General features: G+C 38.5%; 24 protein-coding genes and 1 pseudogene. 16 read left to right on the forward strand and 9 right to left on the reverse strand.

The features are described from left to right. Nucleotides 1-55: 55 nt before the first annotated feature. Nucleotides 56-247 carry a hypothetical protein gene (locus ACFQRG_RS04235; protein WP_380963999.1) on the forward strand — a complete coding sequence of 64 codons (192 nt, stop codon included), beginning with the start codon at nt 56-58 and terminating at the stop codon, nt 245-247. Between the two features lie 66 nt (nt 248-313). Here the strand turns inward: ACFQRG_RS04235 and ACFQRG_RS04240 are convergent, their stop codons facing one another. Continuing rightward, the gene (locus ACFQRG_RS04240; protein ID WP_380964002.1) at nt 314-1,519 is read right to left on the reverse strand and encodes an MFS transporter; all 1,206 of its coding nucleotides are present in this window, start codon (nt 1,517-1,519) and stop codon (nt 314-316) included. Nucleotides 1,520-1,803: 284 nt separating this feature from the next. Between ACFQRG_RS04240 and ACFQRG_RS04245 the strand changes: the two genes are divergently transcribed. Beyond that, nucleotides 1,804-2,037, forward strand: a complete 234-nt coding sequence (locus ACFQRG_RS04245; RefSeq protein WP_380964005.1) for a hypothetical protein — start codon at nt 1,804-1,806, stop codon at nt 2,035-2,037. A gap of 201 nt (nt 2,038-2,238) precedes the next feature. Beyond that, complete coding sequence (gene bacA, locus ACFQRG_RS04250) at nt 2,239-3,036, forward strand: undecaprenyl-diphosphate phosphatase (protein ID WP_380964008.1); 798 nt, start codon at nt 2,239-2,241, stop codon at nt 3,034-3,036. A gap of 513 nt (nt 3,037-3,549) precedes the next feature. Here bacA and ACFQRG_RS04255 read toward each other — a convergent pair. Beyond that, nucleotides 3,550-4,347, reverse strand: a complete 798-nt coding sequence (locus ACFQRG_RS04255; protein WP_380964958.1) for an MBL fold metallo-hydrolase — start codon at nt 4,345-4,347, stop codon at nt 3,550-3,552. Between the two features lie 190 nt (nt 4,348-4,537). Here ACFQRG_RS04255 and ACFQRG_RS04260 point away from each other — a divergent pair, with 190 nt between their 5' ends. Further along, a complete protein-coding gene (locus ACFQRG_RS04260) occupies nt 4,538-5,020 on the forward strand; it encodes a spore coat protein (RefSeq protein ID WP_380964011.1) in 483 nt (160 codons plus the stop codon). 61 nt (nt 5,021-5,081) lie between these two features. On the opposite strand, the gene ACFQRG_RS04265 is transcribed toward ACFQRG_RS04260, so the two are convergent. Further along, complete coding sequence (locus ACFQRG_RS04265; RefSeq protein WP_380964014.1) at nt 5,082-5,363, reverse strand: AbrB/MazE/SpoVT family DNA-binding domain-containing protein; 282 nt, start codon at nt 5,361-5,363, stop codon at nt 5,082-5,084. Nucleotides 5,364-5,729: 366 nt separating this feature from the next. Between ACFQRG_RS04265 and ACFQRG_RS04270 the strand changes: the two genes are divergently transcribed. Further along, nucleotides 5,730-6,383 (forward strand): ribonuclease H family protein, encoded by a 654-nt coding sequence (locus ACFQRG_RS04270; RefSeq protein ID WP_380964017.1) that lies wholly within the window; start codon nt 5,730-5,732, stop codon nt 6,381-6,383. A gap of 67 nt (nt 6,384-6,450) precedes the next feature. On the opposite strand, the gene ACFQRG_RS04275 is transcribed toward ACFQRG_RS04270, so the two are convergent. From ACFQRG_RS04275 to ACFQRG_RS04290, 4 genes are all read right to left on the reverse strand, one after another. Further along, nucleotides 6,451-7,155, reverse strand: a complete 705-nt coding sequence (locus ACFQRG_RS04275; protein WP_380964020.1) for an ABC transporter ATP-binding protein — start codon at nt 7,153-7,155, stop codon at nt 6,451-6,453. Next, nucleotides 7,155-8,255 carry an ABC transporter permease gene (locus ACFQRG_RS04280; protein WP_380964023.1) on the reverse strand — a complete coding sequence of 367 codons (1,101 nt, stop codon included), beginning with the start codon at nt 8,253-8,255 and terminating at the stop codon, nt 7,155-7,157. Before ACFQRG_RS04280 ends, ACFQRG_RS04275 begins: the two co-directional genes overlap by 1 nt. Nucleotides 8,256-8,414: 159 nt before the next feature. Continuing rightward, nucleotides 8,415-9,794 (reverse strand): HAMP domain-containing sensor histidine kinase, encoded by a 1,380-nt coding sequence (locus tag ACFQRG_RS04285; RefSeq protein ID WP_380964024.1) that lies wholly within the window; start codon nt 9,792-9,794, stop codon nt 8,415-8,417. Further along, nucleotides 9,791-10,468, reverse strand: coding sequence for a response regulator transcription factor (locus ACFQRG_RS04290; protein ID WP_380964027.1), 678 nt, complete (start codon nt 10,466-10,468; stop codon nt 9,791-9,793). The genes ACFQRG_RS04285 and ACFQRG_RS04290 overlap by 4 nt, the downstream gene beginning before the upstream one ends. Nucleotides 10,469-10,611: 143 nt before the next feature. Between ACFQRG_RS04290 and ACFQRG_RS04295 the strand changes: the two genes are divergently transcribed. Beyond that, nucleotides 10,612-11,169 carry a spore coat protein gene (locus ACFQRG_RS04295; RefSeq protein ID WP_380964030.1) on the forward strand — a complete coding sequence of 186 codons (558 nt, stop codon included), beginning with the start codon at nt 10,612-10,614 and terminating at the stop codon, nt 11,167-11,169. A 41-nt stretch (nt 11,170-11,210) separates the two neighbouring features. On the opposite strand, the pseudogene ACFQRG_RS04300 reads toward ACFQRG_RS04295, so the two are convergent. Continuing rightward, nucleotides 11,211-11,405, reverse strand: a pseudogene (locus ACFQRG_RS04300) (SDR family oxidoreductase); the annotation flags it as partial. Between the two features lie 184 nt (nt 11,406-11,589). On the opposite strand from ACFQRG_RS04300, the gene ACFQRG_RS04305 reads away from it, so the two are divergent. The 6 genes from ACFQRG_RS04305 (at nt 11,590) to ACFQRG_RS04330 (ending at nt 18,652) form a co-directional block, all read left to right on the forward strand. Continuing rightward, the gene (locus ACFQRG_RS04305) at nt 11,590-12,684 is read left to right on the forward strand and encodes a C45 family autoproteolytic acyltransferase/hydolase (protein WP_380964032.1); all 1,095 of its coding nucleotides are present in this window, start codon (nt 11,590-11,592) and stop codon (nt 12,682-12,684) included. Between the two features lie 750 nt (nt 12,685-13,434). Next, nucleotides 13,435-14,388 (forward strand): magnesium/cobalt transporter CorA, encoded by a 954-nt coding sequence (gene corA, locus ACFQRG_RS04310; RefSeq protein ID WP_380964035.1) that lies wholly within the window; start codon nt 13,435-13,437, stop codon nt 14,386-14,388. A gap of 290 nt (nt 14,389-14,678) precedes the next feature. Continuing rightward, a complete protein-coding gene (locus tag ACFQRG_RS04315; RefSeq protein ID WP_380964038.1) occupies nt 14,679-15,947 on the forward strand; it encodes a glycoside hydrolase family 18 protein in 1,269 nt (422 codons plus the stop codon). A gap of 363 nt (nt 15,948-16,310) precedes the next feature. Then, nucleotides 16,311-17,159, forward strand: coding sequence for a basic amino acid ABC transporter substrate-binding protein (locus tag ACFQRG_RS04320; protein ID WP_380964041.1), 849 nt, complete (start codon nt 16,311-16,313; stop codon nt 17,157-17,159). A gap of 136 nt (nt 17,160-17,295) precedes the next feature. Further along, nucleotides 17,296-17,943 carry an amino acid ABC transporter permease gene (locus ACFQRG_RS04325; protein WP_380964044.1) on the forward strand — a complete coding sequence of 216 codons (648 nt, stop codon included), beginning with the start codon at nt 17,296-17,298 and terminating at the stop codon, nt 17,941-17,943. Next, nucleotides 17,930-18,652, forward strand: a complete 723-nt coding sequence (locus ACFQRG_RS04330) for an amino acid ABC transporter ATP-binding protein (RefSeq protein WP_380964047.1) — start codon at nt 17,930-17,932, stop codon at nt 18,650-18,652. The genes ACFQRG_RS04325 and ACFQRG_RS04330 overlap by 14 nt, the downstream gene beginning before the upstream one ends. A gap of 57 nt (nt 18,653-18,709) precedes the next feature. On the opposite strand, the gene ACFQRG_RS04335 is transcribed toward ACFQRG_RS04330, so the two are convergent. Continuing rightward, nucleotides 18,710-19,135 (reverse strand): ectoine synthase, encoded by a 426-nt coding sequence (locus ACFQRG_RS04335; RefSeq protein WP_380964050.1) that lies wholly within the window; start codon nt 19,133-19,135, stop codon nt 18,710-18,712. 253 nt (nt 19,136-19,388) lie between these two features. On the opposite strand from ACFQRG_RS04335, the gene ACFQRG_RS04340 reads away from it, so the two are divergent. The 4 genes from ACFQRG_RS04340 (at nt 19,389) to lgt (ending at nt 23,699) form a co-directional block, all read left to right on the forward strand. After that, a complete protein-coding gene (locus tag ACFQRG_RS04340) occupies nt 19,389-20,789 on the forward strand; it encodes an amino acid permease (protein ID WP_380964053.1) in 1,401 nt (466 codons plus the stop codon). Nucleotides 20,790-20,825: 36 nt separating this feature from the next. Next, complete coding sequence (locus ACFQRG_RS04345) at nt 20,826-22,247, forward strand: amidase (RefSeq protein WP_380964055.1); 1,422 nt, start codon at nt 20,826-20,828, stop codon at nt 22,245-22,247. Between the two features lie 63 nt (nt 22,248-22,310). Then, a complete protein-coding gene (locus tag ACFQRG_RS04350; RefSeq protein WP_380964058.1) occupies nt 22,311-22,580 on the forward strand; it encodes a biotin/lipoyl-containing protein in 270 nt (89 codons plus the stop codon). A gap of 255 nt (nt 22,581-22,835) precedes the next feature. Beyond that, a complete protein-coding gene (gene lgt, locus ACFQRG_RS04355) occupies nt 22,836-23,699 on the forward strand; it encodes a prolipoprotein diacylglyceryl transferase (RefSeq protein ID WP_380964061.1) in 864 nt (287 codons plus the stop codon). Nucleotides 23,700-23,727 lie beyond the last annotated feature (28 nt).

The raw sequence follows: 23,727 nt of genomic DNA on the forward strand, positions 1-23,727 counted from the left end.
TAATAATAATCATTGTAAAACTTCTCAGAGTCCTTATGAAAGGGAGGTTTTGTTCATGCGAGCATTGGAATGGATCAGCTGGATCGGTATCGTTGCATCTATCGTAGGCCTCTTTGTTTGGGGATTATGGTTAGGGATTGCTGGCGTTGTACTGGGAATTATAGGATTATTTGCCGTAAGAAAAGCTGCTGCATGGGTTTCAATAGTTCTCGGAATAATCGCCATATTATTGGCCATATTCTTGTGACACAAAACATATATCTGCTCAAATTTAAAAGCCTGTTCAAAGGAACAGGCTTTTTATCATTCCGGTTTAAGCTGACTGATTTACGATTTTGCGTTTTTTTGGAACATCGAGTTTGCGATTTAAAAAAATGACGATTGCATTGGCAAATAGGATAGACATCGTTATATAGAAAACATAACGAATATCAAATGTTGCGGCAATGGAACTTCCTAGTAATGGACCGACAAAATTGCCTAAAAATTGAGCACTTGAATTAAAACCAAATGCCTTTGCCTGAACGGCTTTAGGGGCAAGTTTTTTGACCAATACATTTAATGAAGGCAACATACCGCCAACAAACAATCCGAGCAAGAAACGTCCAATAATTAATAACACTATATTATGCGTTAAAGCTTGCGGCAAGAAGGAAAGTCCCGCCATGATTAATGATAGGATGAGAATTTTGCGTTGGCCAAATTTGTCTCCGAAACGTCCGAGAAAAGGCGACCCTATTAAATTTGCAATTCCGGAAGCAGCAATGACTAATCCGGCAATGAATGCGATATGTGCACCGTGGTACACTGTCTTTGTATAAATTGTAAGAATCGGCTGGATTGACATCATAGCAATTTGCGTGACAGTTGTTGCAATAAAAACTGGAATAAGCGGTACAAAGACACGCCAGCCCGCAGATTCTGTATTCTTTTCCTTAACGGCTTTTTTCACAATGACATTTTCTTTTACAAAAATCATGACCACAATACTTGCGGCAAGCAGTAAGACACCTGTTGTAATGAAAACCGCACGAAAACCTAATAGTTCTCCTAATAATCCGCCGATTAACGGCCCAATTAATGTCCCGGCCATCTGACCGGTTTGCAGGGTACCGAGTGCTTTTCCGGAATGTTCATCAGGTGTAACAGATGCCTGTAAAGAAATAGACATTGAAATAAAACCGGAAAAGACCCCGTTGATCAACCGCAGCATAAGCAGCTGCCAAGGGGCAGTTACGAATCCCATCAGAATAGTCATAATGCCCATCCCTATTCCGGCTCTTAAGAGCATTGGTTTTCGTCCGTATTTGTCTGCAAGTGATCCCCACAACGGCTGGAAAATGACAGCCATCAGCATTTGTGAAGCAAAAATCGCGCCAGACCATCGCTCAACTTTAGCCATGTCGTGTACCCCAAGGTTTTCAATATACAGGGGCAAAAATGGAATGATCATACTTGTTCCAACGACAGCAATAAAGTTCGCCGACCATAAGATCCATAATGTTCGCTTCCAATTCATTCAACATACGCCTCTTTTTTAAAAATTTGATTCAATATCAGCCTTAGAGCAGCGTTTAAAAAATTCAAGGGAAATAATACGAATATTCATTTTGTCATAAAAATTATTGCGTTATGCATTAACTAATATAGAACATTGTTTGCAATTTGTAAAATAAAAAAGACTTGGACCTTGTGACAATTTTGTCACAGGGTCTTATCCCGTAATAAGTTGAAGAATAGCCGCATATGTTGTTAGGAAAGGTGATAATATTAACCACTTCACTTGAAGGGAGCAAGGCCAATATGAATTTTGCGCCGATGGCTGTTAATGTTTTGGCATTTAAGATTAATTCTATGGATAGATCAGCAACCTTTAGTTACGGTCCGGTTCAGCAGGCCGATATTTTTCAAGCGAACAAACGGAATCAAGGCTTTGGTGAAGAAAACGGAGATATGCATTTTCTTAATATACCGATTAATAATGTACAGGATTCTGACCTTATTGATAACGGTTCAACAAAAGGAAGTGCTGTATAATTTTTTTCAAAAAAAATTGACCTTGAAGAGTCCCCTTTTTATTTCAATTCCAATGCCTCCATATACCAGTTAAAATCAATGATTAACATGTCAAGATTATGAAAATATAGGAAAATTTCATTTTCATTGAATAAACCTTATTCTATTTCATATCTTTTAACAAGGATTGTCCAATATTGGATGTGATAAAGGGGAATTGACATGGATACGATACAAGCTGTCATCATGGGACTTATTGAAGGGTTGACAGAATTTTTGCCAGTTTCTTCAACCGGACATCTTATCTTAACAGGTCATTTGATTGGATTTACGGGGGAAAAAGCTAAAACTTTTGAAGTAGTTATACAGCTTGGCTCCATCTTAGCGGTTGTTGTTTTATTTTGGAAACGATTTTTGAGTTTATTTGGTTTATATCGTGAAAGGGGAGAACAAAAGGGGCTTAATTTAATTCATGTCATCGTTGCTTGTATACCCGCGATTATTTTAGGCGCGTTATTGCACGGAATAATTAAAGCGTATCTGTTTTCTCCTTATACTGTTGTTGTCGGCTTAGTTATAGGGGGAATTTTATTAATTTTTGCTGATAAGAAAACCAAGCAGCAAACAACTCATGCAAGCTTGGATCGTTTGTCATATGCACAAGCCTTCGGCATAGGACTATTTCAATGCCTTGCGCTGTGGCCGGGTTTTTCGCGTTCCGGAGCGACAATTTCCGGCGGTGTATTAATGGGAACTAGTTACAAAACCGCAGCGGAATTTTCATTTATCATTGCAGTCCCGATGATGATCGGAGCAAGCGGACTGGATATGATAAAGAGCTATTCGATACTGTCAAGCGGTGATCTGCCTATTTTTCTAGCCGGTTTTCTCACTGCGTTCATTGTGGCTATGCTTGCTATTGTTTTCTTTTTAAAACTTATATCCAAATTAAGGTTTACCCCATTTGCAATATACAGATTCATTATAGCTGTCCTGTTTTACCTGTTCATCTTACGTTAAAAATCTGTGGATAACATCACTTTTTGGGGTCTGACCCCGTGAACTGTGGATAATTGCTATGATGTATATAATACATTAGGAAAGTACTAAGCCTCTGTCAACGCCTTTAAAGGCTCAGACAGAGGCAAGTTTTCTTTATTGTATAAGGTAATCAATATTTAAATTCTAAGCTTTCTATATTCATTAAATGAAACAAATAAGCCAATTACAGCAACAGTCAAGCATGGTTCAAGGCTCCAATAGAAGTATCGCCATTCGTTAGTTATAATTAATAATAATAATAGACATAGCGGTATACCCAATAAAACAATTAAGGAAATTAATATGGAGAATTTTGGATTGTGTTTCATATTAGCAGCACCTCGTTTTTATAGGATATACGTCAATTATACCAATTTTTATAATATTATAAATAGTTATGTTAAAAAAACTCGCCAATTGCGAGTTTTTGGTCGAATTTATTATTTTTTTCACGATTTACCTCGTTTTAAATCTGCAGACAAGTGTTTTACTTTAAGGATTCTGCACAAAACGACCCTGTTCCGGAACGGCAATACTTTTAAAATTCTTAACCAGATCGTCTAACTGCTGTGTTAACATATCACCGGCCATAGGTATACCATGCCCGGTTGCGGCAACATTCGGTTTAAGAGAGGCCAGATATCTGACTGAATCCCTGGATGTCTCCCAATTAATCGTAAAATATGATGGCGGCCCATGTAATTTTTTGTATTGGGTCAGAACAGCTAATGCAGACTCTTGCTTTACCGTAGTAATGGCATCACCGGCAATAAGGAAACGATCGCTGTCCCGAAAAAGGGAAATGTGGCCTATTGTATGACCAGGTGTATAAATCCATCGCCAACCCGGCATCGAAGGGATGCGGCCATTGTCCGGCAATTTAACAAGGCGATTTTCGATATTAATTCCCTTATATGGATAAAGACCAGCTAAACGCGCCATTAATCCGCCGCCGACAGTCGGATCAGGAGGCGGATAGTCACCGCCTGTTAAGTAAGGCGTTTCTAATTCATGTGCATAAACGGGCACATTCCAATGTTCTGCTAATTGTTTAACCGATCCGACATGATCAAAATGTCCATGAGTTAAAATAATCGCTTGAGGGGGATTATTTTCACCGAAAAGGTCATTTGCGGCTTGGAGAATTGTTTTGGCCGAAAATAGCAGCCCTGTATCAATTAAAACCCACTTATGGGGTTCAACGATGACGAAATACACATTAACGATATATGTTCTTAAACAAATAACATCTATAGAATCTTGATTAACAGCCATTCCTGGATGATACATTATCTTTTGAACATCATTTTCTCTCACAACAATCCCTCTTTTACTTAGCATTGGTTTGTCTTAATTAGCATTTTCAAATGTTTGATTTTGTATTCCAAACGATAAGGCAAGTTATTTCAATAGACAACTTCCGCATTTTGCTTAATTGAATAACATGTATTGACCTGACCGTGAAGGGTGGGAATAAAGAATGAGGGAAGCACGCTTAGCGTTTCATGAAACGTTAGAAATCCATGAACTTGTTGCTTTTCAATCAGTCAGTTTAATGCGGTTTAAGCATGCGGCACCTGAAGTAAAAGATCGAATGTTGCAGGCACTGTATTTTCAAACAATCAAAGATCTTGAGCAAAATATTGTCGATCTTCTTCAGTATTATCCTAAAGGGCAGGAAGAAGGAACGAGAAGCAGCGATAATCGCGAGCTGGATGAGGGCTATTACGCCGGAAGCTTATTAGGATTTGCCAAATCCTCGGTAAAAAATTATGCAGGAGCCATAACAGAAACAGCGACGCCGCAGCTGAAAAATGTTTTAATAAACCATTTAAATAAAGCGATTGAATGTCATACGAAAGTTTTTAACTATATGTATGAAAGAGGGATGTATCCGGCTTACAACTTAAATAAATTACTTAGGCATGATCAGGAGATGGCAGAGAAGGCTTTAAGGTCTTAGAAAAAATAAATAGCCGTTTTGAAGAAAGTGTAAAAAAAGACTTGCCATAAGAGGCAAGTCTTTAAACTGTTTGTATATGTTTTTTTATTTCTTCCATCAAAATTTCGGCCCCTTCAGGACTAAGTACAAGCTTTCCGCCGGCAAGAACCATATTCTCGTCTGATACTTCGCCTGTGATTTGACATGCTTTATATGGTGCATATTTTTTCAAAATAATTTTATCGTCATCTACAAATATTTCTATAGGGTCTTTTTCGGCAATATTCAAATTACGTCTTAATTCAATAGGTACCACAATTCTGCCTAATTCATCAACTTTACGGACAATACCTGTTGATTTCATTATAACCGCTCCCTTATTAATTGATCATTCTACATTTTAATCATAATCACATTTTTAAAAATAGTCTAGTGATATATGGATGGTTAAAGTTGGTAATCAGGTTGTTATCATCTTATTATGGAATGGTGTGTCCCTGCCTGAAAAAGAAAAAAATGATTCAAAAAGCTTGGGATTTAAATTTTGGTTTTTATTTAAATAATTTTTATTCCTTCCTTTTTATATACATCATTGTTACGACATCTATTAATCATCTATCAACATATAAAGGGACAAATAAAGTTATAATAAAAATGAATGAGTTGCCTGTCGTAACCAGGGACTTGGACTTGTTGACAGTCAGGGCAGTTTAATTAAGGTGGTCTTAAAGTGATTGTTAGAATTGAATTAACCTATAAAACGCCAAAAGGTGCTGAAACAACATTCAGCTCAAATGAAATGAGTGCAAAGGACGCCCTTATCATTGCTGAGGACATAGAAAAAACTGGGCGGGCAAAACGTTTAATGTTTGCAGATAACAGCGAAAGTTCATGGACGATGAAGGAATTAAAGAAGTATATGAAAGATATTCAAACCGAGCCGCATCATGTATCTGTGTATTTTGACGGCGGCTTTAATCGGGAAACAATGCAATCAGGATTAGGCTGTGCTATTTATTATGAACAAAGCGGCAAAACCTATCGGGTGCGAAAAAATGCTCGGGTTGATGAACTCGAATCGAACAATGAAGCGGAGTACGCCGCCCTTGATCTTGCATTAAAGGAATTAGAACGTATAGGTGTCCATCACTTGCCTGTTAAATTTATTGGTGATTCTCAGGTTGTCATTAATCAGCTGAGCGGAGAGTGGCCGTGCTATGAGGAGAATTTAAGCAGATGGGCGGATCGCATTGAAAGTGAAATGGAAAGGTTAGGTATTAAGCCGGATTATGAATCGGTGTCAAGAAAGGCCAATCGGGAAGCTGACCAATTGGCCTCCCAAGCATTAAAAGACATTGAAATCATGAGCACGATTGAGATATAGATTAAAGTTTTTAAGCGTCAAATAAACCCCGCCTAAAATACAGCGGGATTATTTGACGCTTAATAAATTATAATGAAAGTTTTGGTTCATTTTTTGACAGTTCCGAAAGCCTGCCATCTTCAATATAGACAACCCGGTCACATAAATCTAACATTCGTTTATCATGGGTAACCATGACAGCGGCTTTTTCTCTTAACTTTACTTCATCGGCCAGCATTTGAACAACAGATCGGCCGCGTTCCGAATCAAGGCTTGCTGTTGGTTCATCCGCCAGAATAATCTCAGGGTCATTCATCCAGGCTCTGGCGATTGCAACGCGCTGACGCTCACCGCCTGATAAACTTTCAGGGTAGTTGTTCTCCCGATGTGCCAGCCCAAGGCGTTCAAGCAGATCATCTGCTCTTTTTACAGTCTTTTTATTACGGTTACCGGAGAGTTCAGGAATAAGAAGCAGTTGATCACGAACGGTTAAATAGGGTATCAGATTGGATGATTGAAACACAAAACCGATTTTTTCTAATCTGATTTGATTCATTTTTTTCTCTGGAAGCCCATTGATTTCCAAATCGTCAAGGATAATACGTCCGCTGGTCGGCGAAAGCAATGCTCCGGCAATCGAAAGAAACGTGCTTTTTCCTGAACCGGACGGACCGACAACAGCTACAAATTCACCGGCTTTGACTTGTAAGGACACTTCTTCAAGGACCTTTACCGACGTATCGCCATCTCCGAATACTTTACTTATGTTATCAAGAACAAGTTTATTATCCATTAAGAAGCCCTCCCAATAGCTTCAATTGCATCGATTTTTGCGACACGATATAAGGACAGCAGCGAGCCAATCACCGAAACGATTAAAAATAGACATGAACAGGCAACAACTAATTGCGGTGTAAGGTCAAATGGCATGCTGCTTGGCAAAACGAATGCCACGCCATATGTCAGCGCAATGCTGATCACAAGGCTTACTACAGTCAGCAGCAGTACTTGTGAAATGATATTACGCGCTAAATAGCCCGACTTTGCACCGATGGCTTTTAAAACGCCAAATTGATTTATTTTTTGTATAGTAATAACGTAGAAGAATACGGCCAGCACAAAGGCAGCAATCACAAATAGGAACGCAATCATCATGATGAGCGAGCCTTGTTCTTCTTGGTAACCTGGAATGCCTTTTAAGGCTTGGCTTTTGTCGATGACATCAATGCCTGGTACATTTTTGTCAATTTGTTGAGCTGTATCCTTACTGGTTTTTAAAGCGGCAACATTGAAAAGTAATGGCTTATTGCCGGGCAATTTATGAATAGCTGCCCATTCTTTAAAATTCATGTGAATAACGGGTGCATGGCTAAAGGATTGCCGTTTTGTAAAGCCAATGATTTTAAATGTTTTTCCAGAAGTTTGATCTTTGATTGTATCGCCTAATTTCACTCCATCCTCTTTTAACGAGTTATCTGCAACGACTTCATTTGTTGTCGTGTTATTAATCATATGACCTTCAACAACATCAGGAGCCAAGAATCCATTGACATTTAAAGCAAAAAACGTTGCATCAATCTGCTTAGACGATCCTTTTTTAGTAAATGTCGTCATTTGTATACCCAAAGGTGCTGACGATTGATTTTTAGAATACGTTTGGATGTCCTGCAGCTTATTCTCAGATAATATTGAACGGTTCAGACGATTATCTGCCTCCTTTTGAATGACAAGATAGTCGGCGTTCATCTTTTGAATTGAGGAAGCATTATCAGATGATAATCCTTTGGCAAGGCCCGAAACAAAGAGAACGAGCCAAGCTATTAGAACCATAATTAATGCAACTAGGAAATAACGTAATTTAGCATGTTTAAGTTCACGCAAAGCGAGAAACATCGTTCATTCATCTCCAATCTATAGATTAGCCTTTGACAGCTTTATAAGATATGAAAAGAATGATACAACGTCCAATAATGAACGAGTAAAATCATTCTTTTTCTGCCTTGACTAAAATATAGAACGGGAATATGAACGGAATATGAACAGAAAATTACATTACATTTTGGGAAGACGAATATGAAAAGTTGTCCCTTTGCCTAATTGGCTTTCAACTTGAATTTGTCCGTTATGCAGTTCGATAATTTTTTTTGTAATGGCAAGTCCTAAGCCGCTGCTGGATTCTTTACGGACTCTTGCCTTGTCAGCTTTATAAAAGCGATTAAATATATAAGGAAGGTCGTTTTTTGAAATCCCTATGCCAGTATCCATGATTTCGATGTGATATTCATTATCTTCTTTGCTGAGCTTTAAAGAGATTGAACCGCCGTTATCTGTAAATTTAATACTATTCGTAATAAGATTCGTCCAAACCTGATGGAGCAATTGCTGATCTGCATAAATAAAAGCGGAAGGGAGCTCCATATCAACGGCTATATCCTTTTCACGCCAGTTCCATTCTGTCATAATTAGGACTTGTTTTATTTGAGCGGCAACATCAAAGGTGCTTTTTTCTAATATTTCCTCTTCCTTATCTAAGGAAGCAAGTGTCAGCAATTGCTTACTTAATTGGGACATGCGCCGGCTCTCGTCTTCAATAATGGATAAATAATGCTGCCGCTGGTCTTCAGATAAACTTTTTGATTGCAATGTTTGCGAAAAGCCATGTATAGACGCAAGCGGCGATTGAATTTCATGGGAAACGTTTGAAACAAATTCCTGGCGCATCGCTTCAAGCTGTTCCAGGCTCTTTGCCATTTGCGAAAAATGATTGGCCAATTTACCGATTTCATCACGCCGTTTGACATTTAACTGGATATTATATTTTCCTTTGGCGATTCTTTTTGTGGCTTCAGTTAGTTTAGTAATAGGTTTAACAATGTAACGGGTGCTGACCAGTACGAAAAGAATGCTTAACAGAATAGCAAGAAAAAGAATTAATGCAAAAAAGATCCGTAATTCTCCAAATTGAAGCTCTGTGTTGGGACGAAAGAAAAGTGCATAATGGTGACCGCGGGCTGTTACCGGAACGCCGATGGTATTAATAAGTACATTATCAAAAAATCCTGTAATAAAGGCTTTTGAAGGAAACTTAGAAATACCGTGGTAAACATGGCCTGCTAAAACGGATTGAATAATGTCAGGATCTAAATCTCTTTTTCTAAATGGTCCGCCAAAGAATGAGCCATGACCTTGTTTATCAACTAAATAGATTTGGTAACCTAAATCGCCAATATTCTTCAAATAATGATCAAGGTTAACATTCTGGTTATTTTCATAAAATGTCTTAACATGTTCGGCCATACGGGTCAGTTTTTTATCATTGTAAGGCTTAAGACTGTATTGGTAATAGGCATTTGAAATTAAAAAAGCAATAACACTGCTTAAAATCATAACAACGACAGTGGTTATAACAATTCTTAAATAGAGCGTCCTCACTTATTATTGACCTCCAATTTATAACCGACACCGCGAACCGTTTTAATACTAAAATCATCGGTGCGATCAGAAAAACGCCCGCGCAAACGCTTGATATGTACATCAACAGTCCGGTCATCTCCGTCAAAATCCGCTCCCCAAATAAGCTGAATTAACTCTTCCCGGGTAAAAATCCGGTCGGGATAGCTTGCCAGCTGTGATAACAACTCAAACTCTTTCATCGGAAGCATCAGCAATTTTCCATTGCAGTGTACTTCATAGCTTTTTCGATCAATCACAGTATCATTCAGGTGAATTTTCCCGGCGTTTACGATTTGGTAACGCCTGAGCAATGCTTTAATTCGAAATAATAATTCTTTCGGCTCGAAGGGTTTGGTCATATAATCATCCGTTCCGACGGAGAACCCTTTTTCCTTATCCAAAAGCTGATCTTTCGCTGTTAAAAGGATAACAGGGAAATCATAATATTTTCTTATTTCTTCACACAGCTGAAAACCGTCTTTATTAGGCATCATCACATCGACAACGGCTAAATGAATTTGCTGTTTTGAAAGAATAGCAGAAGCTTCTTTGCCGTCAGAAGCTTCAAAGACACCAAAGCCCTCGGCTTGAAGATAATGTCTGAGCAATTCAAGGATATGGTAATCATCATCTGCAATAAGTATATTAATCATTTGAAAGCTCCAATCTAAAGAACATTATACTCTAACTCATTTATACTAAAAATCATCGATATTGCAAAGCCGCTGTTTGAATAGCCGCATTTACCGCTGGACAATATAAAGTATGAATGCTCGAAATAAAAGGAGGAAAGGCCATGAAGCTAACTTCACATGAATTAAATGAATTAAGTGAACTGACGATGAGTTGTTTTAATACGATTACTAATATGGGGTTATTTTTAGGACAGGTGCAATGCCAGGAATTGAAATCACTGATACAAACTCATTTTCCGCTTCATATTCAAGATTATAATATGAAGGTAGAGTATCTTAACAAGGCTGAAGGGCCAACATCTAAACTTCAAGCGCCGCCTTTAAACCCTGTTTTGCAGTCTTATACACAAGCGCCGGCTGCGCCTGCGCCGGCAACAGCACCTCGAACAAATGCCCAGACGCTAAATGACCGGGAAATTGCGACAGCTTATTTATTAACATTAAAACGCGCTGGCCGTGAATATGGGAATGCCGTTTTCGAAGTCACTCACCCGGAATTGCGTTCATTCTTAGAACAAGCCTTCCTAATGGGGGCAAGCCATGCTTACGATGTGTATCAATATATGGTGAAAAAAGGATTTTATCCGCTTGAAGCGGCACCGGATGTTTCTATTCAAACTGTAGCATCCATGTATCAAGTCGTACCGCAAAATCAATAGGGAAAAGAGGCAACCGGAAACACCGGTTGCCTTAAATTGTTTTAAATAGCAGTCCAACCGCCGTCAATAATGAGTTCTTCACCAGTAACAAAAGATGCTTCATCAGATGCCAAGAATAGAACGCCGTATGCGACATCTTCCGGTTTGCCTAAACGGGGACAAGGTGTTTGCGCTTCAAACCATGCTTTAGTTTGAGCGCCGGTTTCTTTATCCAGCTCTTTTTCAATCATTGGTGTAAGGGACAAAGATTTTTTATTAACTGTCGATGATGGAAAAGGGAATTTCAAAAGCATTGCGGAGGAAATAGACAATAATTAGTCTTGGTAACCATACAATTCATATTGTTTTGATTAATTGAAAAATTAGTTTATGATGATAAAAGACAGTATGAATTAAATATGGGAGAAGGGGTGTTTTTAAATGGAGGCGTTTCCCTTTTTTTGCGTCAGCGGCACGGCGATTAACCGGGGCCGAGAAATAGGTGAGCTTGCGCGCAATCAGATCATTCATAATATTGATTTTTACCAGCGGTATTTTATGAATTCATACGGTATATCTTGGGAAAGTGCAACTGCCCGGGCTAAAGAGTATATCCCTTGGATTGAAAAGTATGATCAAGAGATAATGGATGAAATAAAAGGAATCAGCGAAGGGTCAGAACAGAATCTGATAGATATTGTGGCATTAAATGTCCGCAGTGAAATTATTAATACTGATGGTTGTACAAGTCTGGCTGCAGTTCCACAAGCGGCACGAAACAACGAGACTTTACTTGGTCAAAATTGGGATTGGAATGATGGAGTGAAACCTGGTGTGATTGTATTGGAAATAGACCAATCGCCAAGGCCGGCTATTTTAATGGCAACGGAAGCGGGAATAGTCGGGAAGATCGGAATGAACAGTGAAGGTTTAGGCGTTTGTTTAAATTTTCTTGGCACTGACGATCAAACGACCATGGGCGTGCCTGTCCATATTATACTTAGGGGTATCTTGAACAGCAGAACCCTTTCCCAAGCGACAGGGCAAATTGGCAGGTTAACGCGCGGTACCTCAGCCAACTATCTAATTGCTCATAGAGAGGGAGAAGCACTAAATATTGAGGCAACACCTGATGATTATGATGTTCTATATAGTATGAATGGATGGTTGATACATACGAATCATTTTATAGGTCCACGCCACATTAATATTAAAGATACCGCACGTATTAATTTCCCGGATACACATTTGCGCCAAGGGCGGGCATCGAAGCTTTTATCGCATGCTAATGGACAAATCGATTCAGAGACTTTTAAAACAATTCTTACAGATCATATAGGCCATCCCGACAGCATTTGCCGGCATGGCGAACTGTTTCCGCCGGATTTGGGCCGGCCGACTGTAGGGAGTACAGTGTTTTCGATTATCATGAACTTGTCTGAAGGATTGATGGAATTATCTGCAGGACAGCCATGTTCAAACCCGTATAAGACTTATTGCTTTTCGGCGAATAAAAAGGGTGAGTTAAAGAAATAAGCCAAAAAGCACCTTTCTTGGGTGCCTTTTGGGAAATATCAGCTGACTATTTGATTCAAATGTTTTTAGATACTGCAAGTATCGACTGATAAACAATATATGCTGCCCGCGTTAAGTCATGCTCCTTCATAGATAAAATAGGCATTATTGTAATAACAGGACCTAAAGGCAGTATGATCAGTCCTCTTTTTCGGGCCAGAGGCGGCGCTAAATTAATGCGTGTTTTAGAGTGATCGAAGTTGACATAATATATTTCATGTCTCCATACAGCCATAACCAGCCAATGATATAAACAATTTGCTGCTTTGCTGCCTTGCGAAGAGGAGTGGAAGCATCGGCGAAGACGCACCATACATACTATCTGAAAAATACATCCTTAAAGCAGGCTTCTTAACATAATTGTTGAATATACATATATAGCAATTAACTTTATCAAAGCAGAAATTTTTATAAAAGGATTTCAAGCCCTTTGACAGCAGCGGGACAAATCATAAACAAAAGAATGACAGTTTGCGGGCGTTTTAATCAATCCGGATAAGGAGCGATTTTTAATGGATGTCTTGGACTTAGCCAAGAACGTAGGTGTCGTTGTCATGTCGATTGTTGTCCTTATTGCGATCGTGTCCCAGCCTGACCCATAGTTTTTACAGTGTACTTTATAATTGGTAAAAGAGTGAAAGATAAAAAAGTTGAACACAATAGAAAATATTAATTAACTTAAAGATCTTCAAACATCAAGGGGTAGATGCAGTGATTAGAACTTTAGTATTAACAGATGAATTAGAGTTAAAGGAAAATGTCCCTCTTGAGGAATTGTCAAATCTGGGGATTTCTTGGTATTGGGCAGATTTTAATTCCCCGAGCGAAGAAGAAGCGGTCCTTCTCGAACACCATTTTCATTTTCATCCATTAGCGGTGGAGGATTGCTACCATTTCCTGCAAAGGCCGAAACTTGATTATTATGATGATTATCACTTTTTTGTTGTACATGCCCTTAATCAAAAAACTTTAGAATCGGAAGAAGTCGATCTTTTTGTTGGGCACAATTTTATCGTCACCTTTCATTTTGCTAAGCTGAATGAAGTTGATACTGTCTGGGAGCGTGTACTAACTAATAAAAATATTTGGCATCATGGCTCAAGCTACATTAGCTATATGATCATTGATAAACTTGTTGACAACTATTTTCCAACAATTTACCAGATAGAAGACCAGCTTAATGAGATTGAGGATAAGGAGGCAAATAAAGGTTCCTTAATGGATGAAGTGTTTGATATTAGAAGCGATTTATTAAAACTTCGCCGGACGATCATACCAATGCGCGATCTTTTATATCGGATACTAAACTCTGACCGGTTAGATATCGTCAAAGAACAGAGGGCATATTATATTGATATTCATGATCATCTATTAAAGCTGGCAGAAATCATTGAATCAAATCGCGAAATCACATCTGATATGCGTGATAACTATCTATCATTAAACTCATTTCGCATGAATAAAATTATGATCACCTTGACGATTATTTCGTCAGTTTTTATCCCCTTAACTTTTATAGCAGGCGTCTACGGCATGAATTTTAAAAATATGCCTGAGCTTCATTGGCACTATGGTTACTTTATGGTACTTGGAGTCATGACTGTAATAGGCGTTGGTATGGTTTTATGGTTTAAAGCCAAAGGATGGTTTGACGTTTTTAAATAAAGCTGATTACATATGGACATTAAATGTCATAAATAATGAGGCGGTAACCCAAAAAAGTGATTTAAAATGCTTTTTTGGGTTATTTGTTGGATTCTATTTGATGAATGATAACTTTTTATAGTATGTAAAAGTTGAATCAACTAAACAGCCTGTTTCAATTAATTCAAGATTTTACGTTTAATAAGCTCCCCTAAACCTTCTTCAAGGTGCTTTTCCTTTAAATAAAACATTCTAAAATATACTTTTTACTAATAAAACATATTAATGAAACAAAAAGGGGAGGAGCAAAAATGCAAATCCATGTGGTACAAAGGGGAGAAAGTTTGTGGCAAATTGCTCAAAGGTACGGTGTCAGCATTAATCAAATTGTTACTGCCAACCAAATACAAAATCGAAATACTTTAGTGATCGGTGAAGCACTTGTTATTCCCACTGCTTATCGTCAATATACTGTCAGGCCCGGCGATAATCTATGGTTAATTGCGCGTAAATTTGGTGTCAGTGTACAAGAACTTATGCGGGCAAATCAAATTACGAATCCTTCAATGATCTATCCTGGCAAAGTATTAAGAATACCGGAACGGGCGAAACCAACAATAGATGTCAATGCTTTTGTAATCCAATTTGGTGAAGAGGGCGCTGAACAAGTAAGGGAAGTCAGTCGCTACTTAACCTATGTAAGCCCATTTGCTTATCGTATAAAAGATGATGGGAGTTTAGAAGCTGTTAATGATAATGCGATTATTCAAACAGCTATATCGAATAACGTCATCCCGATGATGGCCATTACAAATTTTTCCTCAACAGAAACAGGATCGCAACTTGCGCACACCATCCTTAGTAATGTGACATTACAAAACAGGTTATTGACCAATATTGTAAATACCATGCGAAGCAAAAGATATCGCGGGTTAAATATTGACTTTGAGAATGTTTTGCCTAATGATCGTGAAAGTTACAACCAATTCCTTAGACGGGCGGTAAATCGCTTGCATCCTGAAGGTTATTTTGTGTCATCCTCATTAGCTCCAAAAACGAGCGCAACACAACAAGGGGTCCTTTATGAAGCGCATGATTATCCAGCACACGGTGAAATATTAGATTTTGTAGTCCTCATGACTTATGAATGGGGATACCGGTTTGGACCGCCGCAGGCTGTTTCGCCTATTAACCAAATAAGAGCGGTTCTTGATTATGCTGTGACTGCCATCCCCAGAAATAAAATAATGATGGGCTTCCAATTGTACGCCCGTGATTGGCTTGTACCGCATGTTCAAGGCCAGGAGGCAGAGACATTTAGTATGCAAGAAGCCATGCGCAGAGCCGTACAGCATCATGCGGCCATTCAATATGACCAGAGATCGCAATCGCCGTACTTCCGATATACTGATGAACAGGGGCGTTCGCATGAAGTTTGGTTTGAAGACGCCCGAAGCGCTCAAGCCAAATTTGACTTGGTTAAGGAATATAACCTGCGGGGGATCAGTTACTGGGTACTCGGTTATCCATTTCCGCAAAATTGGGTATTGCTTGAGGACAATTTTCATATTCGAAAGTAAAAAAAACTTGGCTGTTGCCGGCGCTGTAAAGCTTGGTACCAGCCAAGTTTTCTTTATACTTTAGGTTTAAATTTGCAGCACAGAGGAGAATTCGACGTAGAGGCAAATTTCAAGTTAAAAGTATAAGCGCAACTAGGCCTTTGTCTTCGCCTTTTAAGGCTTGCCAATCGGCAAGTTTTCTTTAATGGTTCAAAAGAGTCATAGTTATCAGCCGGGTATAAAAATGAGACTTGTAAAATAATGCTTTTGTCATAAATTTAGCAAGCTTGTCATAGATAATATTAGACAAAAGAAAGAACCCAATCGATCAAACAACATCGTTTGGGCAAAAAATGTTTTCACATTAAAAAGGGGGAAGACCTATTGAAAAAGAAAAGTGTACTGATTTCTCTCGTTTTACTATTAGCACTTGGGATGTTATTAGCCGGATGCGGCAAAAGTAAGGACAGCAGTTCTTCCGGCAGCGGAAACAGCAGCGGCGGCAGCAATGATAATAATACGATTATTGTTGGCGCAGATACAACATTCCCGCCATTTGAGTCTGAAGTAAATGGCAAGGTAACCGGTTTTGATATCGATATGGTTAAAGCTATTGCCAAAAAAGAAGGCTTTAAGGTAGAGATTAAAACAATGCCTTTTGAAGGATTGATTCCGGCATTACAAGCAGGATCACTTGATATGGCTGTAGCCGGCATGACGATTAAATCCGACCGTATGAAAAATGTTAATTTTTCTAATGCGTACTATAAGTCCGGATTATCAATTCTAGTAAAAAAAGATTCAAAAATTAAAAATGTAAAAGATTTAAAAGGTCATTTGGTTGCTACGAAAAAGGGAACTTCTTCGGTTGATTATTTAACAAGCCACGGGGTTAATGGCAGCGACATTAAACAATTTAAAGATATTAATGATGCCTATCAAGCGCTGGAAAATGGCGGTGCTGATGCAGTACTGTTCGACAATCCGGTTAATATTAATTTCAAAAGTAAAAGAGACAACGTCAAAATTGTTGGCGGTTTATTAACAGGAGAGTACTACGGTATTGCTGTTAATAAGAAAAAAGCCGATTTACTTAAAAAAGTAAATGATGGATTAGCTAAGATGAAAAAGGACGGGGAGTATAAGAAGTTATTTGATAAATATCTTGACGGAGACACGAGCGGTATCGTCAACGATGTTAAAAAGCCTGAAGACGTTGCAGTCAGCGACTAAAGAATTTTAAAACAGCAGGTAATGAAGGATCACTGTTTCTCGTCGCAAAGATGCTGGCCGGTCATATCGCAGCAGCTTTGCGACGCCGTTTTTAGACGGAAGGGAGAGATGTGTTCTGAAAGTCATTTGGGATAGTATGCCAATTATTTTAGACGGTCTATTATTAACACTCGCCTTTGCCATTGTGGCTATTATTCTTGAAATCATTTTTGGATTAATTGCTGCGTTAATGCGTTTATCAAAAATAAAGGTTGTTCGCGGGATAGCCACCGTTTATATGGAAATATTCCGGTCAACTCCTCTTCTCGTGCAAATTTTTTTCATTGTCCTTGGTTTGCCAGGTATATTGCCTTTGAATGAATGGTTTGGACCAAGAAATTACCCTATTATCGCAGCTGCATTAACATTAGGATTGAACGAAGGGGCTTATGTTACTGAAATCATTCGCGCCGGTATTCTTGGAGTAGACCGCGGGCAAAAAGAAGCGGCAGCCAGCATTGGAATGACAGGATTTCAAACGATGAGATATATTGTTTTACCGCAGGCTTTTAAACGGATGATTCCTCCGCTTGTCAATCAGGCTGCTCAGACGATTAAAGATACAACACTTTTGGCGCCGGTTGGCGTTGTTGAAATGGTTTATAAAGGGGAAATGATCATATCTACAACATTTGCATCGTTCCAAATTTGGGCTGTTATCGGTATTATTTTCTTCATTATCATATTTGCCGTGTCAAAAACAGCTTCTTACTTAGAGAGGAGGCTTCAGTTTGATAAACGTTGAAAACTTGCATAAATCATTCGGAGACAACGAAGTGCTAAAAGGCATCAGCAATCACATAGATGAGCAGGAAGTTGTCGTTGTCATCGGCCCTTCGGGCAGCGGTAAGAGCACCTTCTTACGTTGTCTGAACGGGCTTGAAACCGCAACTAGCGGAACCATTGAAATTGCCGGTATGGCGCTCACTGATCCGAAAACGAATCTTCATAAGTTACAGCAAAATGTTGGTATGGTGTTCCAGCAATTCAACCTTTTTAAACATATGACAATAATGGATAATATTACAATCGGGCCCCGTAAAGTTCTCAGACGGTCAAGAGAAGAGAGTGAAGAAATCGCACGAGATTTATTAAAAAAAGTTGGTTTGTATAATAAAGAAGCAAGCTACCCCGATGAATTATCAGGGGGCCAGCAGCAGCGTGTTGCAATTGCCAGGGCTTTAGCGATGAAGCCTCAAGTCATGCTCTTTGATGAACCGACTTCAGCCCTTGATCCGGAGATGGTTGGGGAGGTGCTGCAGGTTATGAAAAATCTGGCGAAAGAAGGCATGACAATGGTTGTCGTTACTCATGAAATGGGATTTGCCCGAGAAGTCGGCAACCGGGTTATTTTTATGGACGATGGCGTTATTGTCGAAGAAGGAAAACCTTCAGAAATATTTACAAGTGCCAAAGAAGAACGAACTAAAAGTTTCTTAGCAAAAATACTTTAACGCTTGATTGATTATTAATAAGACAGGCCCCGGTTCCGTCCGGGGCTGTTATAAATTCTATTTAACACGGGTACAATCTTCGTCTTCTAATAAAGGGTATGTACCGTTTTCATCATGGACCTCATCGCCGGTAACAGCAGGGTTAAAGACACAAATTAAACGCATATCCGCTGTTGCCGCACGTAAAAGGTGCTTTTCATGATTATTCAAAGCATATAATGTGCCGGGTTTAATAGGGTAAATTTCACCGTTTTTGTTGCCTTCATCATCAAGAACCTCAATTTCACCTTCTCCTTCAATACAAAAGCAAGCTTCAAGATGGTTTTGATACCAAATGTAAGTTTCAGTCCCTTTTTTTATTACTGTATCATGAAGGGAAAAACCCATACCGTCTTTACGGAGCAATATACGACGGCTAACCCAATTTTCATCTTTTACATCATTTTTTGTGTTTCTAATTTCATCTAACGTTCTGACTATCATTGATAAACCTCCCTTTTTAAAAGAATAAAACATAGAATTTAAGCCATTTGCCATTTTTGACTATTTTAATAATTCGAACTCCAATTTAATGGTAGATTAAGAGGATTGATATGTCAAATATATTTTATAATATTTTGACTATTACTAATTGTTGCTTTATAATAAATAAAAGTGTGTATTTTGCTCTATGAATAAACATCCATGTCTTATTTAAGTAACTTTATAAAAAGTTCTTGGGAAGGATGAGAGTAAAATGGCTCAATCAGAAGATCTTCAAAAACACCTGAAAAAAAGACATGTTATCATGATTACAATCGGAGGGATGATTGGCGCAGGTCTATTTGTCGGCAGCGGTGCAATTATTAAAGAAACGGGTCCGGCAGCTATTATCACCTATTTGCTGACTGGCATACTGGTATTATTTATTGCCCGTATGCTTGGAGAAATGGCTTCGGCCTATCCGGGAGCCGGGTCTTTCTCAGAACATGTCCGGCTGGCATTAGGAAATTGGGCAGGGTTCTCATGCGGATGGTTATATTGGTATTTCTGGGTAGTCGTTGTTGCCTTTGAGGCAACAGCCGGTGCAGGTATTTTAAGATATTGGTTTTCCGATACGCCGCTTTGGCTGTTAAGTCTGTGTTTAATTATATTATTAACGTTAACGAATATTTTTTCTGTTAAATCATACGGCGAATTTGAATATTGGTTTGCGACGATTAAGATAGTTGCTATCATCTTATTTATAATCATAGGTGCAGCCTACATATTAGGGCTGTGGCCGGGGAAGGCGATGAGCTTTGAAAACTTAACGGTTCACAGCGGTTTCGCACCTCATGGTATTGCATCAATTTTAAAAGGGGTCGTTGTTGTTATTTTTGCCTTTTTAGGATCTGAAATTGCAACCATAACAGCTGCGGAATCCAATGAACCAAAAGAAGCCATTGCCGGGGCCACCCGATCTGTTATTTGGCGAATTCTCATATTCTATGTTGGATCGATATTTATAATTGTTTGTATATTGCCGTGGAACCATACGGGATTTCTTGAAAGCCCTTTCGTAAGCGTGCTTGAAATGTTAGGTATCCCAGGAGCCAGCCAAATCATGAATTTTGTTGTTTTAACTGCAGTACTTTCCTGTTTAAATTCAGGGTTATACGTTGCTTCAAGAATGTTATTTAACCTTGCAAAAAGGGGTGACGCGCCAAGGTGGTTTACTAAAGTAAACAAAAAAGGTGTACCAATGAGAGCACTCCTTTCCGGAACCGTTGTCGGTTATTTATCGATTATAGCAGCCTATTACTCACCAGATATAATTTTCCAGTTTCTTCTCAATTCAAGCGGCGTCGTTGTACTTTATATTTATTTGTTCGTTGCTGCTGCCCAACTCAGAATGCGCTCGCGTTTGGAAAAAGAGAATCCTCAATTATTGCTTGTAAAAATGTGGGGTTTTCCTTATTTAACTTATTTTACAATTATTTGTATGGTTGTAGTTTTAGCGCTGTTAGCCTTTGACGAAAGTATGCGTTCACAGCTCCTCTTAAGTACCTTTTCTCTTGCCGTCGTATTAATTGCTTATACCATTCGAAGCAGAAGGTCTCCTGTAAAGCCATTCGACAGTAACACAAATGTTTCAAAAGAAAGCATGTCAAAATAATAGAATTGAAGTAACAAATATGATGTCCTTTGCGAAATGAGTGATTCAATAATGGAAATGGCTGAAGGTTCAGTACTGGATTGGGACTTTATGACATTGGCTAAAGCTTATAAAGAGAAAAAAGTAACCCCAACAGAAGTAGTACAAATGCTTATTAATAGAATTAAAGTAAGAAATGAAAAAGTAAATGCATTTATTACTGTTTGTTTTGACCATGCAATGAACGTAGCCTTAAAAGCCGAGAAAGAGATAATGAATGGAAATATTAGAAGCCCCTTGCACGGTATCCCAATTGGATTAAAGGATTTAATTTTTACCAAAGGCATTAAAACAACGATGGGATCAGGGGTTTATAAAGATTTTGTACCAGACTATGATGCCGCTGTCGTTACACAATTGAAACAAGCAGGGGCCGTTATTATTGGAAAGCTTAATACCCATGAGTTAGCATACGGACCTACTGGTGATGATTCTTATTTTGGACCGGTTTATAATCCTTATAACATATCGAAAATAGCAGGCGGCTCAAGCGGCGGCTCGGCTGCGGCGGTGGCAGATTCATTATGCTATGCCTCTATAGGGACAGATACAGGAGGTTCGATAAGAATTCCTTCTTCATGCTGCGGTATTGTCGGCATGAAGCCTACCTACGGGCTTGTCAGCAATGACGGGATCTATCCTTTAAGCCATACACTTGATCATGCAGGGCCAATGACTAAAAGTGTCATGGATAATGCTGTCATGCTAAGTTATTTAGCAGATTCCGGAAAAAAAGATGACGGTTCAATACTGAGAGTAAAGAAAGACTACACGCACCGGATGGGACAAAAATTGGAAGGCTGTACGATTGGTATCCCTTTATACCCCTTTCTTGAAAAAATAGATGAAGAAGTAAAAAAGGGTTTTTTAAAGTCAATACAGAAATATAAAGAATTAGGAGTTATCATTAAGTTTATAGAAATTGAGAATTTGAATGAAGTCATAGAAGCCTGTGATATTATAACGGCAATCGAAGCGTACTTTATAAATAAAAGTATAGCTGAACATCCGCTGCTTGGAGAAGAAACAAGGAAACGTATTTTACAAGGTACCGGCCTTCGAGCTGCTGAATATATTAAAGCTCTGCAAGTTAAAACTAAATTTATAAAACTATTTGATAGGCTATTGAATGATGTTGACGTTATTGTAACGCCAACGATACCCATGCTGCCCACTAATATTGGACAAAAAACAGTAAATATCGCCAATAAGGAAGAGAATGTTAGAGCAGCTATCCAAAGGATGACCTGTCTAAGCAATATAACAGGTTTTCCAAGTTTATCATTGCCATGTGCCATATCCTCTTCAGGCCTGCCGGTTGGCATACAATTAATAGGCAAAAGGTTTGATGAAGCGAACCTCTATCGTTTTGGATATGCTCTTGAACAGGTGATTGATTTGAATAAAATAATTAATTGATTGAATTTTAGAAATAGGGGGCATTTAACGAATTAATAAAAAGGCGAAAAGGAGATGATTTTAATGAATATTAGAGAAATCGTTACAAAACGATGGGGTGAAATAGAAATTTTAACGAGTCCTATTTTTGGAACAGTTGAGGAAGTAGTCGTTAAAGAAAATAATGTAAAAGAATTTGACCCATTATTTATTATCAGGACTGAACAGGGATCACTGGAAAAAATAACAGCCGGGTTAAATGGCATCATTGAATTATTAAATGTAAAAAAGGGTGATAAAGTCGTACCGGGTACAGTTTTGGCACATTTTAAAAATGTTTATTTTGGAAAATGATATATCTGTCTAGGACATTTTAATATTGTTAAAAACAACGCCCTGTTGGAGATGAGCCAATAGGGTAATTTTATGTATTTTTAGATATCCGAATTTATTCATAGTATAAAATGATTAAAAGTAGATATTTTGTCAAAATGAGGAGATGGCTTGGGTGGTTTATTTCCTTTCATTTGTGATAAGCTTATGGCACGACTGAAAAAATCCCATTGAAAGTGCCGATAAACTGTTTTTCAGAAGTCGGAGCAGGAAATCTTGTCTGTTATTACAGAAAAGATAGAGATTAGGTTAATAGAAAATTGGAGTGTGAAAAATATGCATAAGGACTTATTTACTGTCTTTGGCTACACTGTTCAGACGCATGCAGTTATATCTATAATAGCCATTATCATTGGCTACGGTGTCGCCTTAGGTTTAACATATAAAACAATTTATTACAAACATATTCAAGATTTTATTTTCTATGCGATTATCGGTGCTATTATTGGCGCACGGCTATGGCATGTATTCGTATTTCAATGGCCGTATTATTCTCATCATCTGCTGGATATCTTTGCCGTTTGGCAGGGCGGCATCTCAATTGAAGGTGCGATTGCCGGCGGGATTATTGCTCTAATTATATATACATATAGACATAAGTTGAATTTTTGGGAAATGGCGGATTACCTTGCACCGGCGATGATTCTGGGACAAGCCATTGGCAGGGTTGCCTGTTATTTTGCCGGCGATGCTTTTGGAAGGCCGACACATGCGGACTTTGGTACTGTGTTTCCAAAAGGGACGGTAGCTTACAGTTATTATGGCAGTCAGCCATTGTGGCCAGCTATAGCATGGGAAATTCAAGGCGATACGTTTATCTTTTCAATACTGTTAATTATTTTCCTATTGGCTAGAAAACGTCTGCCGCAAGGAATGATATTTGCCTTTTATGTGTTTATGTACGATGTTGAAAGGTTTATATTAGAGTTCTTCCGCGGAGATTCGCCGAGGTATAACGGTTTAACAGGCGGACAGTGGTCGGCGATTGTGCTGACAATCATATCAATCATATTAATGATTTATTTGTACGTTCGTTATCGGGGGAAATCAGAAATTAAAAAGCAGGAGTCTGCAGAATAGACATTAAAGGAGCTGGTTCGGAATGAAT

Source organism: Scopulibacillus cellulosilyticus (assembly GCF_042665295.1).
Lineage (GTDB): Bacteria > Bacillota > Bacilli > Bacillales > Sporolactobacillaceae > Scopulibacillus_A > Scopulibacillus_A cellulosilyticus.